This window comes from Chloracidobacterium sp., from assembly GCA_016711345.1.
GTDB lineage: Bacteria > Acidobacteriota > Blastocatellia > Pyrinomonadales > Pyrinomonadaceae > OLB17.
Map to the genome: position 1 here is coordinate 626,212 of JADJTD010000001.1, position 19,189 is coordinate 645,400.

General features: G+C 50.5%; 12 protein-coding genes and 1 tRNA gene. 5 read left to right on the top strand and 8 right to left on the bottom strand.

Annotated elements, in window-relative coordinates; genetic code table 11:
• Window positions 1–50 precede the first annotated feature (50 nt).
• On the top strand, window positions 51–728 hold the full coding sequence (gene pgsA, locus IPL32_02765; GenBank protein ID MBK8464727.1) for a CDP-diacylglycerol--glycerol-3-phosphate 3-phosphatidyltransferase: 678 nt from the start codon (window positions 51–53) through the stop codon (window positions 726–728).
• A 64-nt stretch (window positions 729–792) separates the two neighbouring features.
• Here pgsA and IPL32_02770 read toward each other — a convergent pair whose 3' ends face one another.
• Window positions 793–1,701: a hypothetical protein gene (locus IPL32_02770; GenBank protein ID MBK8464728.1), complete on the bottom strand. Its 909-nt coding sequence runs from the start codon at window positions 1,699–1,701 to the stop codon at window positions 793–795.
• Between the two features lie 305 nt (window positions 1,702–2,006).
• Here IPL32_02770 and IPL32_02775 point away from each other — a divergent pair.
• Window positions 2,007–2,082: transfer RNA gene (locus tag IPL32_02775), tRNA-Thr, on the top strand.
• 166 nt (window positions 2,083–2,248) lie between these two features.
• A complete protein-coding gene (locus IPL32_02780; GenBank protein ID MBK8464729.1) occupies window positions 2,249–2,551 on the top strand; it encodes a hypothetical protein in 303 nt (100 codons plus the stop codon).
• Window positions 2,552–2,766: 215 nt separating this feature from the next.
• On the opposite strand, the gene xrtK is transcribed toward IPL32_02780, so the two are convergent.
• The 4 genes from xrtK to IPL32_02800 form a co-directional block, all read right to left on the bottom strand.
• Complete coding sequence (gene xrtK / locus IPL32_02785; GenBank protein MBK8464730.1) at window positions 2,767–3,537, bottom strand: exosortase K; 771 nt, start codon at window positions 3,535–3,537, stop codon at window positions 2,767–2,769.
• Window positions 3,538–3,544: 7 nt separating this feature from the next.
• Entirely contained in the window at window positions 3,545–5,566 is a 2,022-nt protein-coding gene (locus IPL32_02790; protein MBK8464731.1) for a VWA domain-containing protein, read from the bottom strand.
• Between the two features lie 259 nt (window positions 5,567–5,825).
• Complete coding sequence (locus IPL32_02795) at window positions 5,826–6,050, bottom strand: hypothetical protein (GenBank protein ID MBK8464732.1); 225 nt, start codon at window positions 6,048–6,050, stop codon at window positions 5,826–5,828.
• Entirely contained in the window at window positions 6,034–6,381 is a 348-nt protein-coding gene (locus IPL32_02800) for a hypothetical protein (GenBank protein ID MBK8464733.1), read from the bottom strand. Before IPL32_02800 ends, IPL32_02795 begins: the two co-directional genes overlap by 17 nt.
• Before the next feature lie 227 nt (window positions 6,382–6,608).
• Here IPL32_02800 and IPL32_02805 point away from each other — a divergent pair, with 227 nt between their 5' ends.
• Together IPL32_02805 and IPL32_02810 are read left to right on the top strand one after the other, a co-directional pair.
• Window positions 6,609–7,358: a response regulator transcription factor gene (locus IPL32_02805; GenBank protein ID MBK8464734.1), complete on the top strand. Its 750-nt coding sequence runs from the start codon at window positions 6,609–6,611 to the stop codon at window positions 7,356–7,358.
• Between the two features lie 243 nt (window positions 7,359–7,601).
• The gene (locus IPL32_02810) at window positions 7,602–10,505 is read left to right on the top strand and encodes a hypothetical protein (protein MBK8464735.1); all 2,904 of its coding nucleotides are present in this window, start codon (window positions 7,602–7,604) and stop codon (window positions 10,503–10,505) included.
• A 241-nt stretch (window positions 10,506–10,746) separates the two neighbouring features.
• Here the strand turns inward: IPL32_02810 and IPL32_02815 are convergent, their stop codons facing one another.
• From IPL32_02815 to IPL32_02825, 3 genes are all read right to left on the bottom strand, one after another.
• Window positions 10,747–13,629 (bottom strand): carboxypeptidase regulatory-like domain-containing protein, encoded by a 2,883-nt coding sequence (locus tag IPL32_02815; protein ID MBK8464736.1) that lies wholly within the window; start codon window positions 13,627–13,629, stop codon window positions 10,747–10,749.
• Between the two features lie 78 nt (window positions 13,630–13,707).
• On the bottom strand, window positions 13,708–14,961 hold the full coding sequence (locus IPL32_02820) for a peptidylprolyl isomerase (protein MBK8464737.1): 1,254 nt from the start codon (window positions 14,959–14,961) through the stop codon (window positions 13,708–13,710).
• A 69-nt stretch (window positions 14,962–15,030) separates the two neighbouring features.
• On the bottom strand, window positions 15,031–19,131 hold the full coding sequence (locus IPL32_02825; protein MBK8464738.1) for a carboxypeptidase regulatory-like domain-containing protein: 4,101 nt from the start codon (window positions 19,129–19,131) through the stop codon (window positions 15,031–15,033).
• Window positions 19,132–19,189: the final 58 nt, after the last annotated feature.

Below are 19,189 nucleotides of genomic sequence, written 5' to 3' on the forward strand. Positions count from 1 at the left end.
AGGCCTTATCTTGAGTTTTTGAAGGGCAGAACATACACTTGGAAACAAGTGTGAATCTGCCCAATTACATTACTGTTGGCCGCATCGTGATCGTTCCATTGCTGGTCGTTGTACTTCTCACGCCGGCTGGCGAGAACTGGTTTGGCATCAACGGCTATGCTCTGGCGATAGTAATCTTTCTTATTGCCTCGCTCACCGACATACTCGACGGCCACTTGGCACGCCGCCGTAATCAAGTTTCTAATCTAGGAAAGCTTCTCGATCCGATCGCTGACAAACTGCTCGTCTCTGCCGCGTTGATTGTTCTTGTCGAAAAGCACCTCGCACCTTCGTGGTCAGTAGTCGTAATTCTCGGTCGTGAGTTCATAGTCACCGGCTTGCGCTCAGTCGCCGCCAGCGAAGGCATCATAATTCAGGCGCAGAGTATCGGCAAATTAAAGATGTGGGCACAATGCGTAGCCATCGTAGCACTACTGGTCGCTGCGGCAACGGGAAATCCGCCGGTTTCAAATTTCGGGCTCGATTACCCTGCCTTCTTTTGGCAAGTTGCAGAAGTGCAAACGGCATTTTCTAATCTCGCAAATCTGTCGCTGACATCAAATGACTGGAAGGTATTCGGCTATCTTGTTGGCAGAGGTGCACTTTGGGTCGCCGTCATTACGGCTATTTGGTCTATGTATGATTATTTTTCCTTCTTCATCCGCAATCGCCGGAGCAGCCCGATTTAAATAAAACGAAAAAGACGAATAAGCAATCGCTTATTCGTCTTTGATTCGAAATAGATCTTTTCCGTTACTGCATTTCCACAAAGTCACCCGGATGAATTTCCGACGCTGTCCTCGTGATAACAACGGTCGCTGTCTTTTCTTTCACGTTAAGCACAACAGCCTCGCCGGTAATCTTTCTGAGTCCCGCCGGACGGCCTTGTTTTGCCTCAGCCGTTGTAACCTCAGAACCTCCGGCGTGAGATCCAGTTTTCCGGGCGGCTTGATTCGAAAACTTTCCGCCTTTGTAAACTTCGCTCTCATATCCGTAATCACGAGCCGTGACATCTTCCGTTTCAGGCTTCTTGAAAAGGTTGCCCTTTCCAAGCGGGCGAAAGACAGTTAGACGATCTCCGACCTTCACACCATTGTCGGCTCCAAGATCGACATAGGCGACAAAGTCACGAGCCAAGGCTTCGGCTCCATCACGCGACATCAATATCCTGCCAATCGCCTTACCAGACGCATCCCTAAATAGGTCCAACGCAGGTGTTTGCTCAAAGAGCGGACTGTTTCTCTGGTCGATCAACTGCACGAGGTCGCCAAGCAGAAGAACGTCACAAGAAGATTTGATGCGGGCGATCGAATGGTCAGACTTCACACTAACAACCTCTAAGGCTCCGACTTCCTGAACATAAAAGCCCAGATCGTTTTTCGGTGACCATTTGCTTTTCACCTGTGCACGAGGTCTCACTACGGCAAAGAGATCGCCAACGCTGACGCCTTTATTTGACCCCATGTTAAGGTAAAGAAAATCGTTCTGAGAAAAATTGTACTTGTCAGCCTCATCTGTTCCGCCAATGATCTTGTTAGCGTCGCTGATAGCACTCGATTGAATGTAGCCAGCGCAATAAAGATTGTTTCCGCTCGCAACTGACCATGTTTTATTGTTTTCAATCTTTATGGACGGCTGCACTGACTGTGCTGCTGCTACCATCGAAAAAATGCCTAACATCAGGCCAGCTAAGAATATCCGACAGTTAAAAAACTTTTGAAAATTCACGATTTTCTCCTTTCGTTGTTTTGTAATTTAACCCTTGCATGGAAGAGCAAGGGTACAGGGTAGATTAAAGATGACGCACGCCAAAAATTGACGCCGTTTACACTATAACGTCTTTGCCACCATGCCGTCAATATGTTTGTTTATTGTTAAACAATTTTATTTGCTAATTAGATTTGGACAGAGAACACAGATTTTGCTACTATTTTTGTTCGCATCAAGTCCTGTGACTCAGCGAAAATGCCGGTGTAGCTCAGTTGGTAGAGCAGTTGATTTGTAATCATCAGGTCGTCGGTTCAAATCCGTTCACCGGCTCCAGTAAATAAAAGGGCTTCAGCTAATATGGCTGAAGCCTTTATTTTGTAGTGTAGCGATAATTGTAGCGACTATGCGCTTTTTGCGAGTTTTTTGACCTCTTTTTAGAGTCTTACCTCTTCCATTCTTTTCATAGCCTCAAATTGGTGTTTTTCGGTTGACCGCCAAAATGGAATCGATTCACACTAGGCAACTTCATAGAACGCTTTACGCCACTCGCAATGGACAGCGAATAGCCGTCCATATTAGCCGCGATAGATCACAGCACGGTTACTACGGCTCGGCGTCATTGTTCGGTAAAAGCTACAGCTCTTGGGGGCGGTTTCCAAGCCACTCATTCGCCAAGATTCTCAAACAATTAGTTTGGGCGATTGATGAGGCCGTTGTTAAAAACCCCAACCGCGAGGCGATCAGCCTCACACTTACTGGAAGTGCCCTTCATAACCATTCAGTTGCGATGATGGAGGATTAAAGGAGGCATTCCCATCAGGAGATCCGATATTTTTCATCGTAATTGATACTAGTCGCCATCCCATGTGCCACTGGATTCACAACATGGGGCTTTGAGTTGCTTCTCTGCATCAATTGGAACTTTTTGGAACATACCGTCATAAAACTACAGTTTTATGACACGTGTTTTTGAATGACGATGGCCTAATGAAATTGGGCTGCTCGATTGCATATTTTTCAATTGGTTTTTTGACACCCAATAAGGGACCGAAATAGTGGATTTTTTAGCAGACCGATAACGGCAATAGGAAACAGCAGTATTATTGGCGTAAGCAATACGAAAAGCGAATGATGCCAGAAGTCAGAGGCCACCGGGCCGCGACGCAAAGCCCCATTGGCAAGCGGACCGCCGATCGTCACCACATAGTAGATCGCGAGCGGAAGCAAATATCGCCAAAGCCGCGCCCAGCTTCTATTCGGACGTGTTTGAACATCCGGACCCGCATTTTCGCTCACAATAAACAGTATCAGCAGAAAGCCAAAGTAGATAACGATCCCTTCGAACCGATGCAGTTCCTTGGGGTTTAACCAGATCAGCTCACGGTCCAGCCTGCGAATGTAAAGTGCGGTCGAGATCCTGACTGTATTGGCAACGATCGTCGTCAGGTAAGCGAAGACAAGCGAAAGCGGAATGAAACTGAAACCGATGCTCCGTGACCGGTATCTCCACAGTTTACCAAGAGCGAGCACGAGGAATGCGGTGATCATAAAATTCACACCGGAGCATGGGGCAGCGATCAAAAATGAATGATCGGTGCTCATGTAGCCTGAGTAAGATTCGAATGTAAATCCGACGCCCGTCGTCAGGCCTACCAGTAAGCGGGTGGGAGCGAGGATCCAAAGTAGGTCGTTAACGCTTGCCGTCGAATAGAACAGCTTGATCGCCGCGCCGATAAGCAGCACGACGATCAACTGCCCGATAGCTGTCAATCTGTCTAGTGGTTTCATACTAGGGTCACCTTGCCAGATAGCGAGACCCTGGACCGGTAAAACGGTTCCGGCGCCTTCGGATTATCAAAAACATTGCTATTAATGCGAGTGAGGCGAACAGCCAAACAAGTTCGGGTTCGCTGCCGACCGCCATATCGCTGACGCCGAGCGGTAGAGGCAGGGGTTGGCTGACATCGTCCGCAGAACCGCTCGGATTGACTATCTTTTCACGGACCGCAATAAACGATGTATACGGTGTCAACAAGTTGTATTTGAGGCCGAGCGAGGTGATCTCCTTCACTTTGTCATCCGCAAGGTATTCGCTCCCGTAATCCGAAAGCTCGGCTATACGGTTTCGTGCCCATAGATACCTCAGCGCCGGATCGTCGCTGTCCGCTTGAACACCGGCGACGTCTAGAGTGTTCGAATAGTCGCCCGCACCCGTTTTTCCGGTCAGCTCGAATGTTCCGCCAACGGGCCCGCGCCATTTGCCAAAGACGATCAACGGCCGTTGCGCAAGCATGTCGGGTATGTGTGCCGGAAATACGTCATAGACATCAAAACCTGCCGCACGAAGTTTTATATCCGAAAGCACCGGCGACTGAATATATTCCCGAAAGTTTTCTGCCGTTGCGGCCGCCTCCGACGGCTCGGTGACGATAAAAGGTTCGCCCATTCCCGCCTTGGCGACGCCCTCGATCAGGTAACGATTCACCGACGAGCCGATGCCGAAAGAGAACACGCCGCATTGATTGAGGTTTGCGCGAATATGATCAAAAACTCCTTTTTCGCCCGAGATATAACCGTCAGTTATAAGAACGATACTTCTCGAAATGCCTTGCCCCCGCGGCAGGCTCATAGCTTGTTGGACAGCGGGCAACAGCTCGGTACCGCCGGCGCCGCGTTGTCTACTTAGCAGGTCAAGCGCGAGGGTGATGTTCTCGCGATTTGCCTGGAGCGGCACTTGGGAGAGGGTCGTCGAATCGCCCGCGAATAGCACGACATTGAAATAATCCTGTGCCCGTAAACCACCGATCAGGTTTACCAGGAGTTGTTTTGCCGTGTCGAGCGGAAAACCTTCCATTGAGCCCGACACGTCAACTACAAAAATGAACTCTCGCGGCGGAATGCCCTCGGCCTTCACTCGTTGCGGCGGCTGGGCCATATAGAGAAAGAAATTCTCATCCTCATGCTGGAACAGGATCAGCCCTGATTTAATCTGATCCCCGGCCAAACGATAACGAACGACAAAGTCGCGGTTTCCCTGGAACGGGTCAGCGTCGTCCAAGATCAACTGAGCCACGCTCCTGCTAGGCCAGTCGGTTGTAATCTGGTGCGATATGCAAGTCACGTCTTCAATGGGTACGCCGGCCGAGATCCTGGTTGAAATGTGAAGCCTGCTCGGTCCGCTGTTCCCTTGGCGCAAGTACGCGGCATTCACGGGGCCGCTTTTCGGGGCGTTGTCGTCACCCTTCGACGGATAGCGCGGCCCTACGACGGTCGGATAGACCACTTCGTAGATGCCGTTGGTAGGAATCAACAACTCCGTGTAGCGAAGTTCAATGTCGATCTGGTCATTTGGCATGATGTTGGCGAGCTTCATCGAAAACACGTTGGGCCGGCTTTCCTCCAGCAGCGACGCGCTCTTGCCTTCTTTTTTTGCAGTTTCAAATTCTTCCGCTGCCTTTTCGCGTTCCTTGATCTTTGCAACTATGACCTGATTGCCGATCTTCATCCGCATCGAGTAAACCGCGGCCCGCGTCGAGGCCGGAAAGAAATAGGTTGCATTAAACGGACGCGTGCCCTCATTTCGATACGTCTGGACGACCCTGACATCGGCAATAACGCCCGACACAGCGATATCGACGCGAGTATCTTTGAGCGGAAGTTGATCGATACTTGGATCGCCTTTTACAAAAAAGTACGGGGAAAGGGTTTTATCCTCTTGGGCCCTAACCTGGGCCGAGGCGGAAAAGGAAAGAAACGCTGTCATAAACAGCAACAGAATCAAACGTGGTACATTATGCGAACTATTATTTTTTTTCATTGCAGCAGCTCCGTATCAGAAAATCGGATAAGGCTTCTCCCCTTATCCAAAACGATCCTATGATCTTTTCGGGATCAAAATAATGTCTGCTGCCACAGCCCCGAACCGTACCAACCACAGTCGGCGGTTGGGATAATTACCTCTCGTTCTCGCAAATCGAAGTTTGGACCATCGCCGTTTACATTAAAATAAAAAACCGGCAGAAAACAGAGGTTTTCAGACGGCTCTTTTTCTTATTTTTAAAGATCTACGGAGTAAGTTAACTTCCGAAGAGAAAAAATGTTGTATCTATCGCCGCAATTACCGAACCGTTCTTAAACTTCTCAAGTTTGCCGACAATATCTCCTCCAAGTTCAGGTGATTCCTCTTCCTTCATATCGCCTTGCAGTACCTTGCCCTTAAACCGGTATCTGATGCCGCCTTTTTCCTCGGTCTCGAAAGTTAGAAGTTCCCGGCTGATCGCAACGCTAATAAACTTGTACACCCGATCGGCACAAATTGCTCCAGTAGGCAGAATAGGAGCGCCGTGAGCGTAGTTGTGCGTTGTAAAACTCAATACGCGCGAAGTCTGTGAAGCCGCCCGGAACTACTTCTTCGGACAAGTAATATTCGCCGGTGAGATCACCGGAAGCTGCGCTGGCCTTTGCGCCGAACAGGTTTTCATATGCGCTCTGGAACGGAAGGACGGCAGCGGCGGTATTGAGCCACTGCCGGCAAGATCGGTCCAATTCCCATAAATTCCGTTGTGCCGAGATCCCTAAAAGAAATGCGATTCCGGCTATCATTGATCGAAACAGATAAGACTTGATATTCATGATTTCTCACCTCTCGTTATTGATTTTTACAAGATAGATTTGCCGATGCGAGAGCACTGCCATCGTTGGGGTAGTGTGGAAATCCACATTGGTGTACCGCCACGGCTCGGTTTGCTGATCTGCCGCAATGGATTATCTTGGGTTAGGTATCGACGAAATTGCTATAATCGTGACGATCTAATGCACTTTCTTCGATCCTTGAATAATTAAGTGAGAGTCAAACCTAAATGCCGATCCTGATAGCCGAAGATAATGATGCGCAGCGACAATATCTCGGAGCGCTTTTAACAAAAGAATTTCCGTCGCACATGCCACTCATCGAGGCGCAGGATGGCGAATCAGCCGTGAACCTCGCGATCGAGCAGCGCCCCGTTCTTTCTATTCTTGATATTCAAATGCCAAAGCTGTCCGGCGTAAAAGCGGCGCGGACGATCTGGCGGTCGTTTCCCGAGGCCCGAGTGATCTTCTGGACGCAGTTTCCACACGAAATTTACATTAACGAGATACGCAAGATCGTTCGCTCGGTTACGCCGCAGCCGACGTACGGTTTTATTCACAAAAATAATCCGGAGGATCGTTTCTTGAGATTCGTCGCCGCCGTGCTCGAGGACGGCGCGGATATGATCGACCCGGCATTTAAAGATTCGTTTCAGCGTCCGCTGTTGACGGAATTTGAGACCGAGGCTTTAAGATATTTGGCGCTCGGCCTTTCAAATTGGGCGATCGCTCGTAAATGCAGCCTGAGCTTGCGCGGTGTCGAGAGCCGGCTTGCGACGCTGTACGAAAAGCTTTTCCCTGAGAGTTCCGCGGGAACGGAAAACGAGGCTTATGACAAGCTCGCCTACAACACCCGCACCCGAGCATTTTTTGAATCTCTGAGGCGCGGCTTGATCAATAGCGATGAACTCGAAAAAGACGAGAACGAACTCGCTGAGTGGCTTGAGCGAGATCGTGAGCGGTTTACCAAGGAGAAGTAACATGCCGATCCGTGTTGTTCAATTCATTTTCTGTATAGATATTTTTCTTCTGACCCTTGCGATTGGAATAAATGCTAACGCAGTTGTTGTTTGGTGCATGTCACCTCTGTCGTATGAAGAATATGAGAGCGCCTGTATCGGTCGCTGCTGCTGATGCGCAATTTTTTCGTACCAATTACCTTTTCCACTCTGCTCTTCGTGGTGGTATGTTTATCGGCCCTCACTAACGCGCCGTCACAAAACGTGCAACCTTCACCCGCGGCGTCGCCGTCCCCCGCGTTGAGTCCGTCATCGACGCAGACACCCTCAGCAAAACCGACACCGTCACCTGTCCCAACCGCATTAAACTTTCATCAATGGGGCTCAATCACGCTTTTTAATGGCCTGCCGTCGGATGCCGTCCGCGCCATCGAGCAAACGCCCGATGGCGTGATGTGGTTCGGCACGGACAATGGCCTCGCTCGATTCGACGGCCGGCGGATACAGAATTTCTCGCTTGGTAGCCCTGACGCGAACCGGATACTCGCTCTGAACACCCGCGCGAACGGTGAGTTGTGGGTTGGGACGCGGGCCGGGGCTTTCGTCCATTCGAATAACGGATTTGAGCCTGTAGAAAATACCCGTGGCATGGCCATAACCGCGATCGTAGCACGAGGTGATGACATTTGGCGGCCTGGTACCGCGCGCGACGTCGTTCTCGGAACAGAGAGCGGCCTGGTATTGGTCGTGCGGAGGGATGAGAACGGCGGTCTCGTCGGCACTCCTCTATTTGCTCCTCCCATCACGTCCGCGGATGGAACACCTGTGATCATAACCGGCTTGATCCAAGCCGATCATGGGGGCATTTTCGCCAGCACCTCAGGCCGGGGCGTGTTTTTTGTAGATGAGGGTATCGCGGAGAACGAATCTACTTTGCCTGTGCGCTCGCCCTTCGTGAACGCGATTGTACGCGACTCGAATTTTATCGTTTGGCTGGGAATCGACGCCGCCCGAGGCGCCAGCGGAATAATTGCAGTTGACCCGGACAAGACGCCAGTACGAGTTTCTGCCCCGACGTCGAAAGTTCTAACGCTCGCGGCAAATGATCACGGCACCTGGGCTGGTACCGAACGGTATGGCCTGTTCAATTTTGTCGATTCGAAGCTGAAAAAAGCGTACACATTCGCGAACACCTCGGGTGGCCTGCGTTCCGACACGATCTACACACTCTTCACCGACCGCGAAGGCGTCCTCTGGATCGGAACCAATCGCGGAGTGAGCCGTTTCGATCCCTCAGGCGCATTTCAGGAAAACGTATCCGATATTCCAAACAGCAATTTTATTCGCACATTTTATCGAATGTGGGATGTGCGAAGTTATGCGGGCACGAATCGCGGACTGTTCATAAAAGGTGAGAATCGGGCCTGGACCGAGGTTCCCGGTTTAAGGAACAAGGTTATCTACGCCATTACGAATCGACCCGGCGGACAAATGATCGTCGGGACATCGGAAGGCGTTTTCGATACATCCGGGGAAAAACTTTTCGATGGCGACGTACGTGGTTTCGCGTCGTTTGATTCGCGGTCCTATGCCGCCGTTTATGGGCGCGGAGTCGTGGACATTACTGGCAACGTGCCTCAGACTGTCTTCGCCGATGAGACCGTTACATCCGTTTGCAACCTTGTTGGTGACAGAGTATGGATCGGAACGGCCGGACATGGCCTGTTTCGCTTCGACGGCAAAACTGTAAAGAGCGAGGCCGGTCCGGATGCTTTAAAAAGCGGAACGATATGGAATATGTTCGACACACCGGAAGGCACGCTTTACATTGCCGGCCAGCATGGTGTTTTTACTTTTCGCAATGGCGCGGTCGAACAGATCGTTGCTGCTGAGGAAGTCCGCGATGTCTTCACCCGTGACGGGCAGATTTGGTCCGCCACGACGACCCGAGGATTGCTTCATGCACGTCATGAAGATCGTTTGGGCTGGCTGGTCTCTTCGATTGGCTTTGAACAAGGAATGCCTTCGGAGAAAGCATTTTTGATCAGGCCGAACGCCGCTGATGAGTTAATAATAGCTACCAATCGGGGCATCGTCTTGTACAAGCCGGGAACCGTCGCTCCAAAACTCATCGCGGTTAGCGTACTTAGCAAAAGGCTACACGACGCGGGAGAGATCGATTCGATAATCGAGCTTGATTACCCGCAAAATTCACTCCAGATCGAGGTCGCCGGACAAAGCAGCCGAACCTTTCCCGAAGAGTTCCAATATGCGTTCTTTTTGAAGAACGGAAAAGGTGACCTTGTCGACATCAGATTTTCGAACGAAGCGCAGTATTCGCCGTCCGACCTAAAGCCCGGCGAATACAGATTAGAGTCGGTCGCATACAACCGCGACCTGTTGGCATCGGAACCGCTGGTAATTCGATTTTCCATCGCCAAGGCGCCGTTTCCGTGGACAGCGGCGGCTCTGGGCATTTTGCTGCTTATCGCTTTGATCGCTTTTGCGTGGGCGATGATCGAGAGGCGGCACATTGCACTTCGCAATAAGGAACTTGCCGCCGCGCGGTTCGATCTCGCGAACGAAGCCGAGCGCGAACGCAGCCGCATCGCCCGTGATCTGCACGACCAAACGCTGGCGGACCTGCGTAATTTGTTGATGATGAGCGACCGGCTCTCGCCGCCAAACATGGAGTTTCGATCGGAGATCGAGTCCGTATCGACCGAGATACGGCGCATTTGCGAAGACCTCAGTCCGTCGGTCCTCGAAAATGTCGGCCTTGTAGCCGCGCTTGAATTTCTTCTCAGCCGTTCCGTCAAAGATCACAAATTCTCAACCAGCGAGGACGCCAACGAACTTATAAAATTTCCCATCATAGAGCAGCTTCACATTTACCGCATCGCACAGGAAGTCATCACAAACATCAACCGGCATTCCGACGCAACCCATGTCGAAATAAGCGTCGAGGTTTTTACCGATGGAAGATTTCTCCTAACGATCCATGACAACGGTTCGCCGTTCCGACCGGACATCGTTACAGGCAATGGACGCGGAATATCTAACATCAAATCACGGGCCAGTTTAATAAACGCGGATATTGGATGGGATCGTCTCTCTCACGTTGGTAATCTCTTTTCCCTGACAATAGGTGAAAAACGCAACATCTGATCTTTCCTGTGATATGCGACGGGTTGGCTGACATCTCAATGCCTTGGTCAAAAGAACGTGTCAAAAAACACTTGAATAAGTCATCTGTTAAAATATAGGTTTCACTTGAATTCAACACTCTCAAATTGAGATGTCAAAAAACTAATGTTTACTGACATAAATAGCGGAGTTCCCCCGGTTAACCATTATAAAAAGGCGAGCCGAAGCTCGCCCTTTTTGGTTTAGTTGATCGTCGTCTAGGTTACTGAGCAGCGATCATGTCTGTGTTGACTGACTGGCCGGTGATGCTGACCGTCAGCGGGGCGAATGCCGAGTGCTTGGAATCGACGCTGATCGTGTACGTCTGGCCGACTGTCAGCCCTCCGAAACGATATGCTCCGAATCCATTCGACATTGCAGAACGGGTTGCTCCCGTGGTGGTGTCCGTCAATGTGACGCGGGCATTTGCAATGCCCTGTCCCATTGTGTTGACCACACGGCCTGTCAGCTCGGCCTGGTTTGGTGCCGAGGCTGACAATTCAACCGTTCCGTCCGTTGCAAGCGTTCCAGGATCGCCTTCGTTGAACATCACTCCCTCCCAAGTAAGCGGCGATACCGAGCCAGGTGCTCCGACTGCCGTGAACTTGAGGTTGAGCAACAATCCGTTGCTGTCGATCGGATACGCTCCGTACATGACCACTCTCAACAGTCCAGGCTCGTTCGGGTTGGCAACAGCTGTTAAGCCGCGGCTCACCGTTCCTGCCAGTTCCACAGGCTCTGCCTGAGGCTGGATCACTGTCGGGTCGTATCGGAGTTCGAACTCATAAGAGAGGATTCCCTTATTCACCGCTCCGTTAACCGAAACAGGGATGATCACTTCGCTGTCCGCTGGCGTGACAAGACGCGGCAGATCAACTGCCGTGCTTCTCTCAGGCCCTGCGGCCGGTCGAAGCGGACCTGCTGCCCAGTTACCCGTCGTCTCGCCCACAAGGATACCGATGTAGTCCTGTCCGGTCTGAACACCGATCGGATCCGTGTAGCTCCTTGTCGTCGGTGATGCTCCGATCGGGAATGTCGGTTGTGTTACGCTCGGAACGAAGAACCTCCATTGGCCAGTCAGGCCTACAGGTGCTCCAAGCCCTGACACAAACCTTGCGATCTGTGCAGCGTCGGTTGACGACAGTGCTCCGTTATTCGTTACGTCTGCTGCAATCAGCTGGCGAGGAGCGGTGATAAGCGAAAGGCCGGAAACATGCTGAGCGATCCTTGCAGCGTCGGCGGATGAAACACCGTTTGCTCCGGTTGTCTTCGTCACGCCGATCGTGTAGTTGCCAGCACCAAAGCCGGTTAGCGTATACTGTCCTGCTGTTCCGCCCGGTGCATCCGTGTTATCCGTAACGACCGGCGATCCTACCGTGCTTGTCACCTGTGCGTTCGAGATGAACTTCAGGGTCGGCGATGCAGGGTTACCGTATGTTATCGTTCCGGCGATTGACGGTGTGTCCGCAGGCGTCGGCGTGTTCGTTGCCGTCGCCGTGCTTGTCGCCGTAGCAGTATTTGTCGGGGTTGAGGTTTCTGTTGCCGTTGAAGTTGCCGTCGGCGTCGGTGCTAAACATGTTCCCGACTGCGTGTTCGGTGCTCCCGGTGTCAACACACCGCACGGACTACCACCGTCAAGCGGGAAGTTCACACTCAGCTGTCCGCCGTATGTCGTCGAGTTGTCGGCACCGACCACGTCACCCCAGAACCACGCGGCGAAGCTGTTGATCGCACTGTTGCCATCAAAGCGTGTCGCCGCTCCCGGAAGATCGATGTCGCCTTCCTTGAGTACCGGTGCACCGCCATAGACTACGTTATTCGCCTGATTGTAGATCCAGCCGATTCCGTCGATCGCCGTGATTCCGAATCCGGCATCGATCACTCCGTTGTTGTCAACGTCAATGTCCTGTCCTTCTGTCAGTGTTGTTGTTGACGAAGCGATCATGTACGTCTCGGCTCCAAAGCCCATCGCGATACTGTTCGTTGAAACAACTGTCGAGCCCGTATAGCTGCGGCCCGCACAGGTATCCGTATCTGTTATGACCGTGATCGTTCCGTTTGCACCGAAGACCGTGCCTCCGATATTTGCAATATAGTTGATGACGCCAAACTGTCCCGAATCACCGTCAACCGATACGAAGTATGTGTTTGCCGGAAGTATTTCACCAGCTGTTCCACGCACTTCCGCATATTGACACGCTTCAAAGGCCAGATTCGGCGTGTCCACTTCTACTTCGTTCAGTACGAAGACTGTCGCTGTCACCGGCGTCGGTGTGAATGTTGCCGTGTTCGTTGCCGTTGCCGTGTTGGTTGTTGCCGGTGTCGGAGTATCCGTCGGCGTGTTTGTCGGCGTTGAGAGTGACTGCGTTGTGCCGTTTAGGAACACGTTGTCGGCATTGACATTTATATCAAGGCCGCCTGTTCCGGTTGTCGCGGTGCCACCGTAACCATAAAGCCGAAAAGTTGTGGCTGTGGACAGGTTGCTTAAACCTGAAATGGTGATCGTGTTTGTTGCAAAGGCGGCGCTAACAATTCCGGTGACAGTGCCAAGGTCTGCGGTGAAACCATCAGCCGAAGACCGCAAAGTAACGCTGCTTGGTCCGGTACTAGATCGATCCCAAACAAAAACAAAAGACGTAGGGGTGAAAGAAAACCCTGCGTTGGGAGTAACAATAAACTGAATGTAGTCATTACCGGCAACCGACTCAGCCAAAGTTGTCGGGTTTGTATCGCCCGTATCAAACCAGTTATTACCACCAAAACGATTCCCATTCGCCGCGGCTGTTATCGTTCCTTGCGTTAGGTTGGCGGCCGATAGGTTTGCGTCGTTTGTGGTACTCGGCTCCGTCGTCTCCGTTCCGAGATTGCCGAACGTATTCCATGTAAGGATCGCTGGGTCTCCAAACATCATCGGTTCCACTGCTGGCGATGTCGGGTTGTTTGGTCGTGACCAAAGATTGTTAGTTAGAGTTTGTTGATAGCCAAAAAAATCGCGGATCGAATCCAAAAACGGAGATCCTGCGGCGTTTGCGGCTATTCCAAATGTTGAAATTATGATAACGATAATAATAGGTACTACAAATTTTGTTGCTCTTTTGCGTAACATTGTTCTCTCCATTTTTTAATTCCTCGACAAGTTCTTACATCGGGATCAAAACACACACGCTCTCTTAACGCATTTCGATCATTCGCCTGATGCTGAAGGCGTCATTTCAAATTCAAAGTCTTCGGGTAATTCAATCTTTTCAGCCGCTATAATTCCGTCAATAAACGTCTGTCTTTTTGCTCTTTCTACTTCACCTTTTGCGATCTCAGTAGGCGTTTTGAACGGTGACGGAGCTGATGAGACTACGCGGGCGGAATTCGGATCCTCAAAGCGTTTCTGGATCAGAATGTGTTTTATTGTCAGTTTTGTGTCAGAGCCTGTTCCGGTTGTGTTCACCAGTTGAAGAACGTGCCAACCGTCCTTACTCTCTATCAATCGGTCGGCGATCTCGCCTTTCTTCAATCCGCGGGCCGCATTCTCGATCTCAATCCAAAGCCCGCCGGCAGCAAAGTCGGAGTATTGGCCACCCTGATCGCGCGAGCCGCGATCTTCGCTAAACTCTTTAGCCAGTTTCGATATGTCTTCGCCGCCGCGCACTCGCTGAAGTAATTTTTCCGCCAAAACCCGTTTAGCCGAAAGATCATACTCAGGATGCTCGCTGAGATATTTTTTTATGTCCGCCTCAGACGCTTTTATGTTTGCCAGCCAGTGTTTTGACATGACGTTGGTTGACAAAATCCCGGCCTCTAGTATTTCCCTCCTAAGCTTTACAACCGGAAGTGCCATAAACTCGCCGTCAGCCATTGCCAAATCGGCCGTTATCTTAGTCTTAGCCCAACCAATGCGGGTTTTTTCGAGGGCTTCGCCGGATGTTGGAAGATTTACGCCCGTATTGCTTTCCATATACTCGGCCGCTGTTCGCTGAATCGCTGCGACCGCATCGAATTCTCGTTTGAACTGATCCTCATTCGACTGATCAGACCAAAAGGCGTCAATCTGATCCTGAGTGATTTTCCCTATCTTTTGTTCCGCACCAAGTTTCGCTTGGTACATTCCAGCAAGCAGAGCTCTGGTTTTGTTCTCAAGATTTAGCTTGTAATTCGGATCGTCAGCCAATCCCTCTCGTCTGGCACGGGATGCCAGTGAGAGGTATTCACGCAGGCCTTTGAGAAAAACTTTTCGCGATTCAGGAGATGCTACTACCGCTCTCGTTTTTTCCGGATCGCTCGATTCCTGACTTTTCAGCACGGATACGATCTCCTCAGCGGTAATTTTCTTTAGAATTTGTGATTCCAGCTTCGCAGCCTTTGCACGGGAGTCCTGAAGCCACCAAACACCGCCGAACAAAACAGCGACTATCAAACTAAAAGGCAATAATATTTTCCATCTCATATCTTTATTCTTCCCGTCGTCCGGAGATTTTCTAACTTGTCTGCGTGAAACGGGTTCTCCAATAACGTTTTAAAATCTTAGTTTTAGCCCAAATTGCATTACACGCGGTGATCCGACCGTGTTTGTGATTTGGCCAAAATCAGTCTCGTCGGTGAGATCTGCATTCGGGTTAGCGAAGTTCACAAAATTAAACAAGTTAAATATGTCCCATTTAAGTTCCATAACTACGCGGTCGGAAATTTTTGTAGTCTTTTGCAAACTAAGATCGACACGCTTCTGCGACGGGCCGCGCAGAGCATTTCGAGGCAGATTGCCAAAACGTCCGTAGGCCGCGAGCAGGGCAGAATTCGGATCATTAGGGTTCTGGCCCGTATTGAAATAGCACAAAGTAATATCAGGACAATTGCGCATTCTAAGTAGCTGCAAACTGCGAACATTGGGGCGACCGAACCCTGCATTGAATAGTGTTCCGCTGGCACGTCCTGAGTTGTAACTTGTGTAGGCGAAAGCTATAGACCCATTTGGATTTTGGGGATCGCGCCGAATTTCGTTTATTCTGAAGATCCCAAGAAACTGATTCTGAAAATTACCGGTTTGGTTTATCGGAACAAACTCGACGTCGCTCGCCAAAATAGTGAACGGTGTTCCTGACTGCCACTGTCCGAAGCCAGAGAGCTGCCATCCAGTAAGAAACTTTGACTTCGATCCAAAACTCGGAAGTTCCCAAACATAGCTCGAAGAAAACCGATGCGGACGGTCAAAGTCAGAAACCGCTTTATTGCTGTTGATATTTCGCTGATCCCCCTGAACAACTAGGCCCAAATTTGGCGTATCCGGCCGGCCTGATGCGGCGGTGCTGCCCGGATCGGTTGAGCCAATATCGATCGATTTCGACCAGGTATAAGAAAAGTTCATTCCGACCCCTTTTGAAAATCTCTTGCTGACATTTAAGTTCCCTGAATGGTACGACGAGTATCCACGGGATTGGAGCATCACCGATTCAACAGGGTCGAGGCCCAAATATGGAACACGCAGTTCCGTAGGGATCAAGTCCGTGCCTTCGGCTCCCGAATTACTGTAGGCGTCGAAATTATATTCAAAGGGACCGGCAAAACCAGGGCACGGCGGCCCCGCCGGATATGGAAATCCGGGGATACTCAGGGGGAAACGCGACGCACCGAAAGCAATTCCGCAACCGCGTTCTCTTGCGGTTGCTCCCTCTCGCAGGGGAAAATTTTGAGCCAGGGGGCTGTTTAGATAGGCCTGATTGAGTCTTTCAAATATATAATCGGGTGTTGTCGGGTCATTTAGATCGTATGCCTGGTTAAATCCGACGGCAAGCAGTAAATTCTGGCCCTTCGACCCGACATACCGAGCCTCCACTGTCCAGCCTTTCCACAACTCACGCTGTATTCCAAAATTCCACTGCTGGATCAACGGGGTTTTCAGATCGCGATCCACCGCGCGAACTTCCAGCGGTTCTGCCCGTCCGCCGCTATACGAATTTCCATTTATTACGGTCGTTATCGGACGGCTATCGAACAACTGTAACGGCGAGGCAACCGATATGCCACCGACGTATTGGGTTCTAAACGGCAGATAGCTGCTAAATGGTATCAGCGGGTTTGCGTCTCCGAAGGCTCGGTCATACTGGAGCGCAAACGGATTGAAAAGATCTTCATGAGACTCGATTTCCCGGAAAAACGGATAATTTTTATAAAGTGTGTTTATGAAGGAGCCCGACGGACGGTCGTAGAAAATACCATAGCCGCCGCGGATCGTAGTTTTGCCATCTTTGAACGGCACCCATGCGAAACCGACGCGCGGGGCGAAATTATTTAGATCCTGTCCATTTAGCGTATGCTTATTGTTGACCTTGGTGATTGTCGGAATCGATTCGTCAATGGCGACGAAACCAGTATTCGCTGTTGTATTGTCCGGTAGGATCAAGCCCGGACGGATGTCATTAGGATCGGTAATCAGCGAAGGGTCAAAATTAGCGATGCGGCCATTTTTTTCCGTAGGCAATCCAAACCAATCCCATCGAAAACCGAGGTTTAGCGTTAACCCGGAAGCAACTTTCCAGTCGTCGCTCACATAAAAACTGAGGTCATTGAAGCGAAACGATTTGTCGCTGATACCAAAGGCTGTGTCGGCCTCGGGCACATAGCCCAAAAGTAACGAGCTAAAATTATCCAGTTTTTCAAAATCGCCGCCTTGTTCTTCAGGCAGATCCGTTTCGAAAGAGTTACGCTTGTACTCGACTCCAAATCTTATACCGTGCTGTCCACGGGTGTATGTAACATTGTCTGCAAAAGTCAGCGTGGTTTGGTCTCGCTTGTTGAAGATGTCACTCGAAGCGCAAACCTGAAAATCCTGAATGTTGCCGCGACCCGAGAGCCGGCCGCATCTTTCGGAAAAATCACCGGGTGCAAAGAAACTCGCCGGATTATCGATACCTAAAGCAGTGTTTGTAAACTCAGACGTCAGCATTCTTTCGTCCAACCGTCTCGTGTTGTCTAGCTTGAAGTACCCGAATCGAATTTCATTTATCAACTTATCGTTGAAAACGTGCTGATCCGTAATGGCAAGGGTCCGATTTTTGTCGTCTTTTTTCAGGGGAAACGGTGAAACCGATATATCTGAACTAAAAGGTTCGATCGCCGGAAAATTCGCAAAAAAGAATGTTCCGTACAGCGTATTGGCTGAGGAACCACCCTGAAATAAATTGTAATCGAGCCGTAATGTTGCCTGATCTTGCTTGAATTCGGCCGGAGAAACATTTCGGAAACGAGCAAGCGGATTACCACCCGCAATACTGCTCTCGCGAACGAGATCGAGCAACGGTATCTTGTTTATGTCGAAACCGCTCAGCGTCGGGTCTGTATCAAATGTTGTATTCAGCGGGTTTAGGTAAAGTTGCGAATAGCGACCGGGCGTTAACGATGGTATCAAATAGCCACCGGTAACCGGATTTCTAAGCGTAAACAGTTTGTATCCCGGCCCAAACGGATCGATGCAAAGGCGATTGAGTTGGTTTGTATTGGCAAATTGAGGTATTCGCGATGTGGTTATGCATGCCGGACTGTCAAATCCAACCCCTCCGGTATCACCACGCCCAGCGCGAAATGCGATTCTCAATGCCTCGGGCGAACGATTGGAGGTAAAGGCCAACGCTAACGGAAGGACGACATAACTTTGTGCTGTCGAAACGTATGCTGACTCAGCATCGGTATGTTGATATCCGCCGAAGAAGAAGAGTTTGTCTTTTATGATCGAACCACCGATGGTGCCGCCGCCCTCGATGCGTCTGGCACGCTGCCGATCGATACCGTCGCGATTATAGAAAAAATCGTTTGCGTTAAATTTCTCATTCTGAGCGTAAATGTAAGCGGTGCCGTTGAACTGATTTGTTCCGCTGCGGGTAACAACCTGAACATTTCCGCCTCCGTTTCTGCCAAGTGACGCATCATAAAGACTCGTCAAAACTTTCACTTCCTGAACCGTCTCGGGTGCGGGAGCAAAGTTCTCAGTAAGCGATCCTGTACCGGAAAGATTGGTCGCGTCTATGCCGTTGAAAAGAACTCCAACGCTGGTTGTGCGATTGCCGTTTATGGAAACCTCCGGGTTCCCGTTGCCGTTTGATAGAGGGTCAGTTAAGTTGCCCGAAACCGATGTATCATTGCCCAGTAGGCCAAACGATGACCTGTTTGCTGTCGGAACTGCCTCAAGTGTCCGTCCGGTGATTGTTGTTCCCGTCACAGGACTCTGCTCCGTGCTCAATGTTGAATTTTGATCACCAGCATCTACGGTGACTACGGCGCCCTCAGCCTCAATACCCATCACAGTATTCACGACTGCAGTACTGCTTGCACTTACAGTCACGCTCTGCGTCGTAACTTGAAAGGTTGGGGCCTCGACCTTGATCTCGTAAACCCCGGGCGAAAGCACGTTGATCGACCAGCGCCCTTCTCCATCGGCCGTTGCTGTTCGTCGACTCCCTGTACCTGTATTTCTAGCCGCTATTGATGCACCCGCAACAACTTGACCATTTGGATCCTTGACAGTTCCGCTTAGCGAACCGTTATCCGTCTGTTGAGCATTAATAGCCGAAAACAATAAAAATATCAAAAAAGTAATGCAGTATATATTGCGTATCGGAGTGATCATTTTATATTTTTTTCCTTAAACCGCAGATGGTTGCAAGGTCCAACAAATTTTTTTAGAA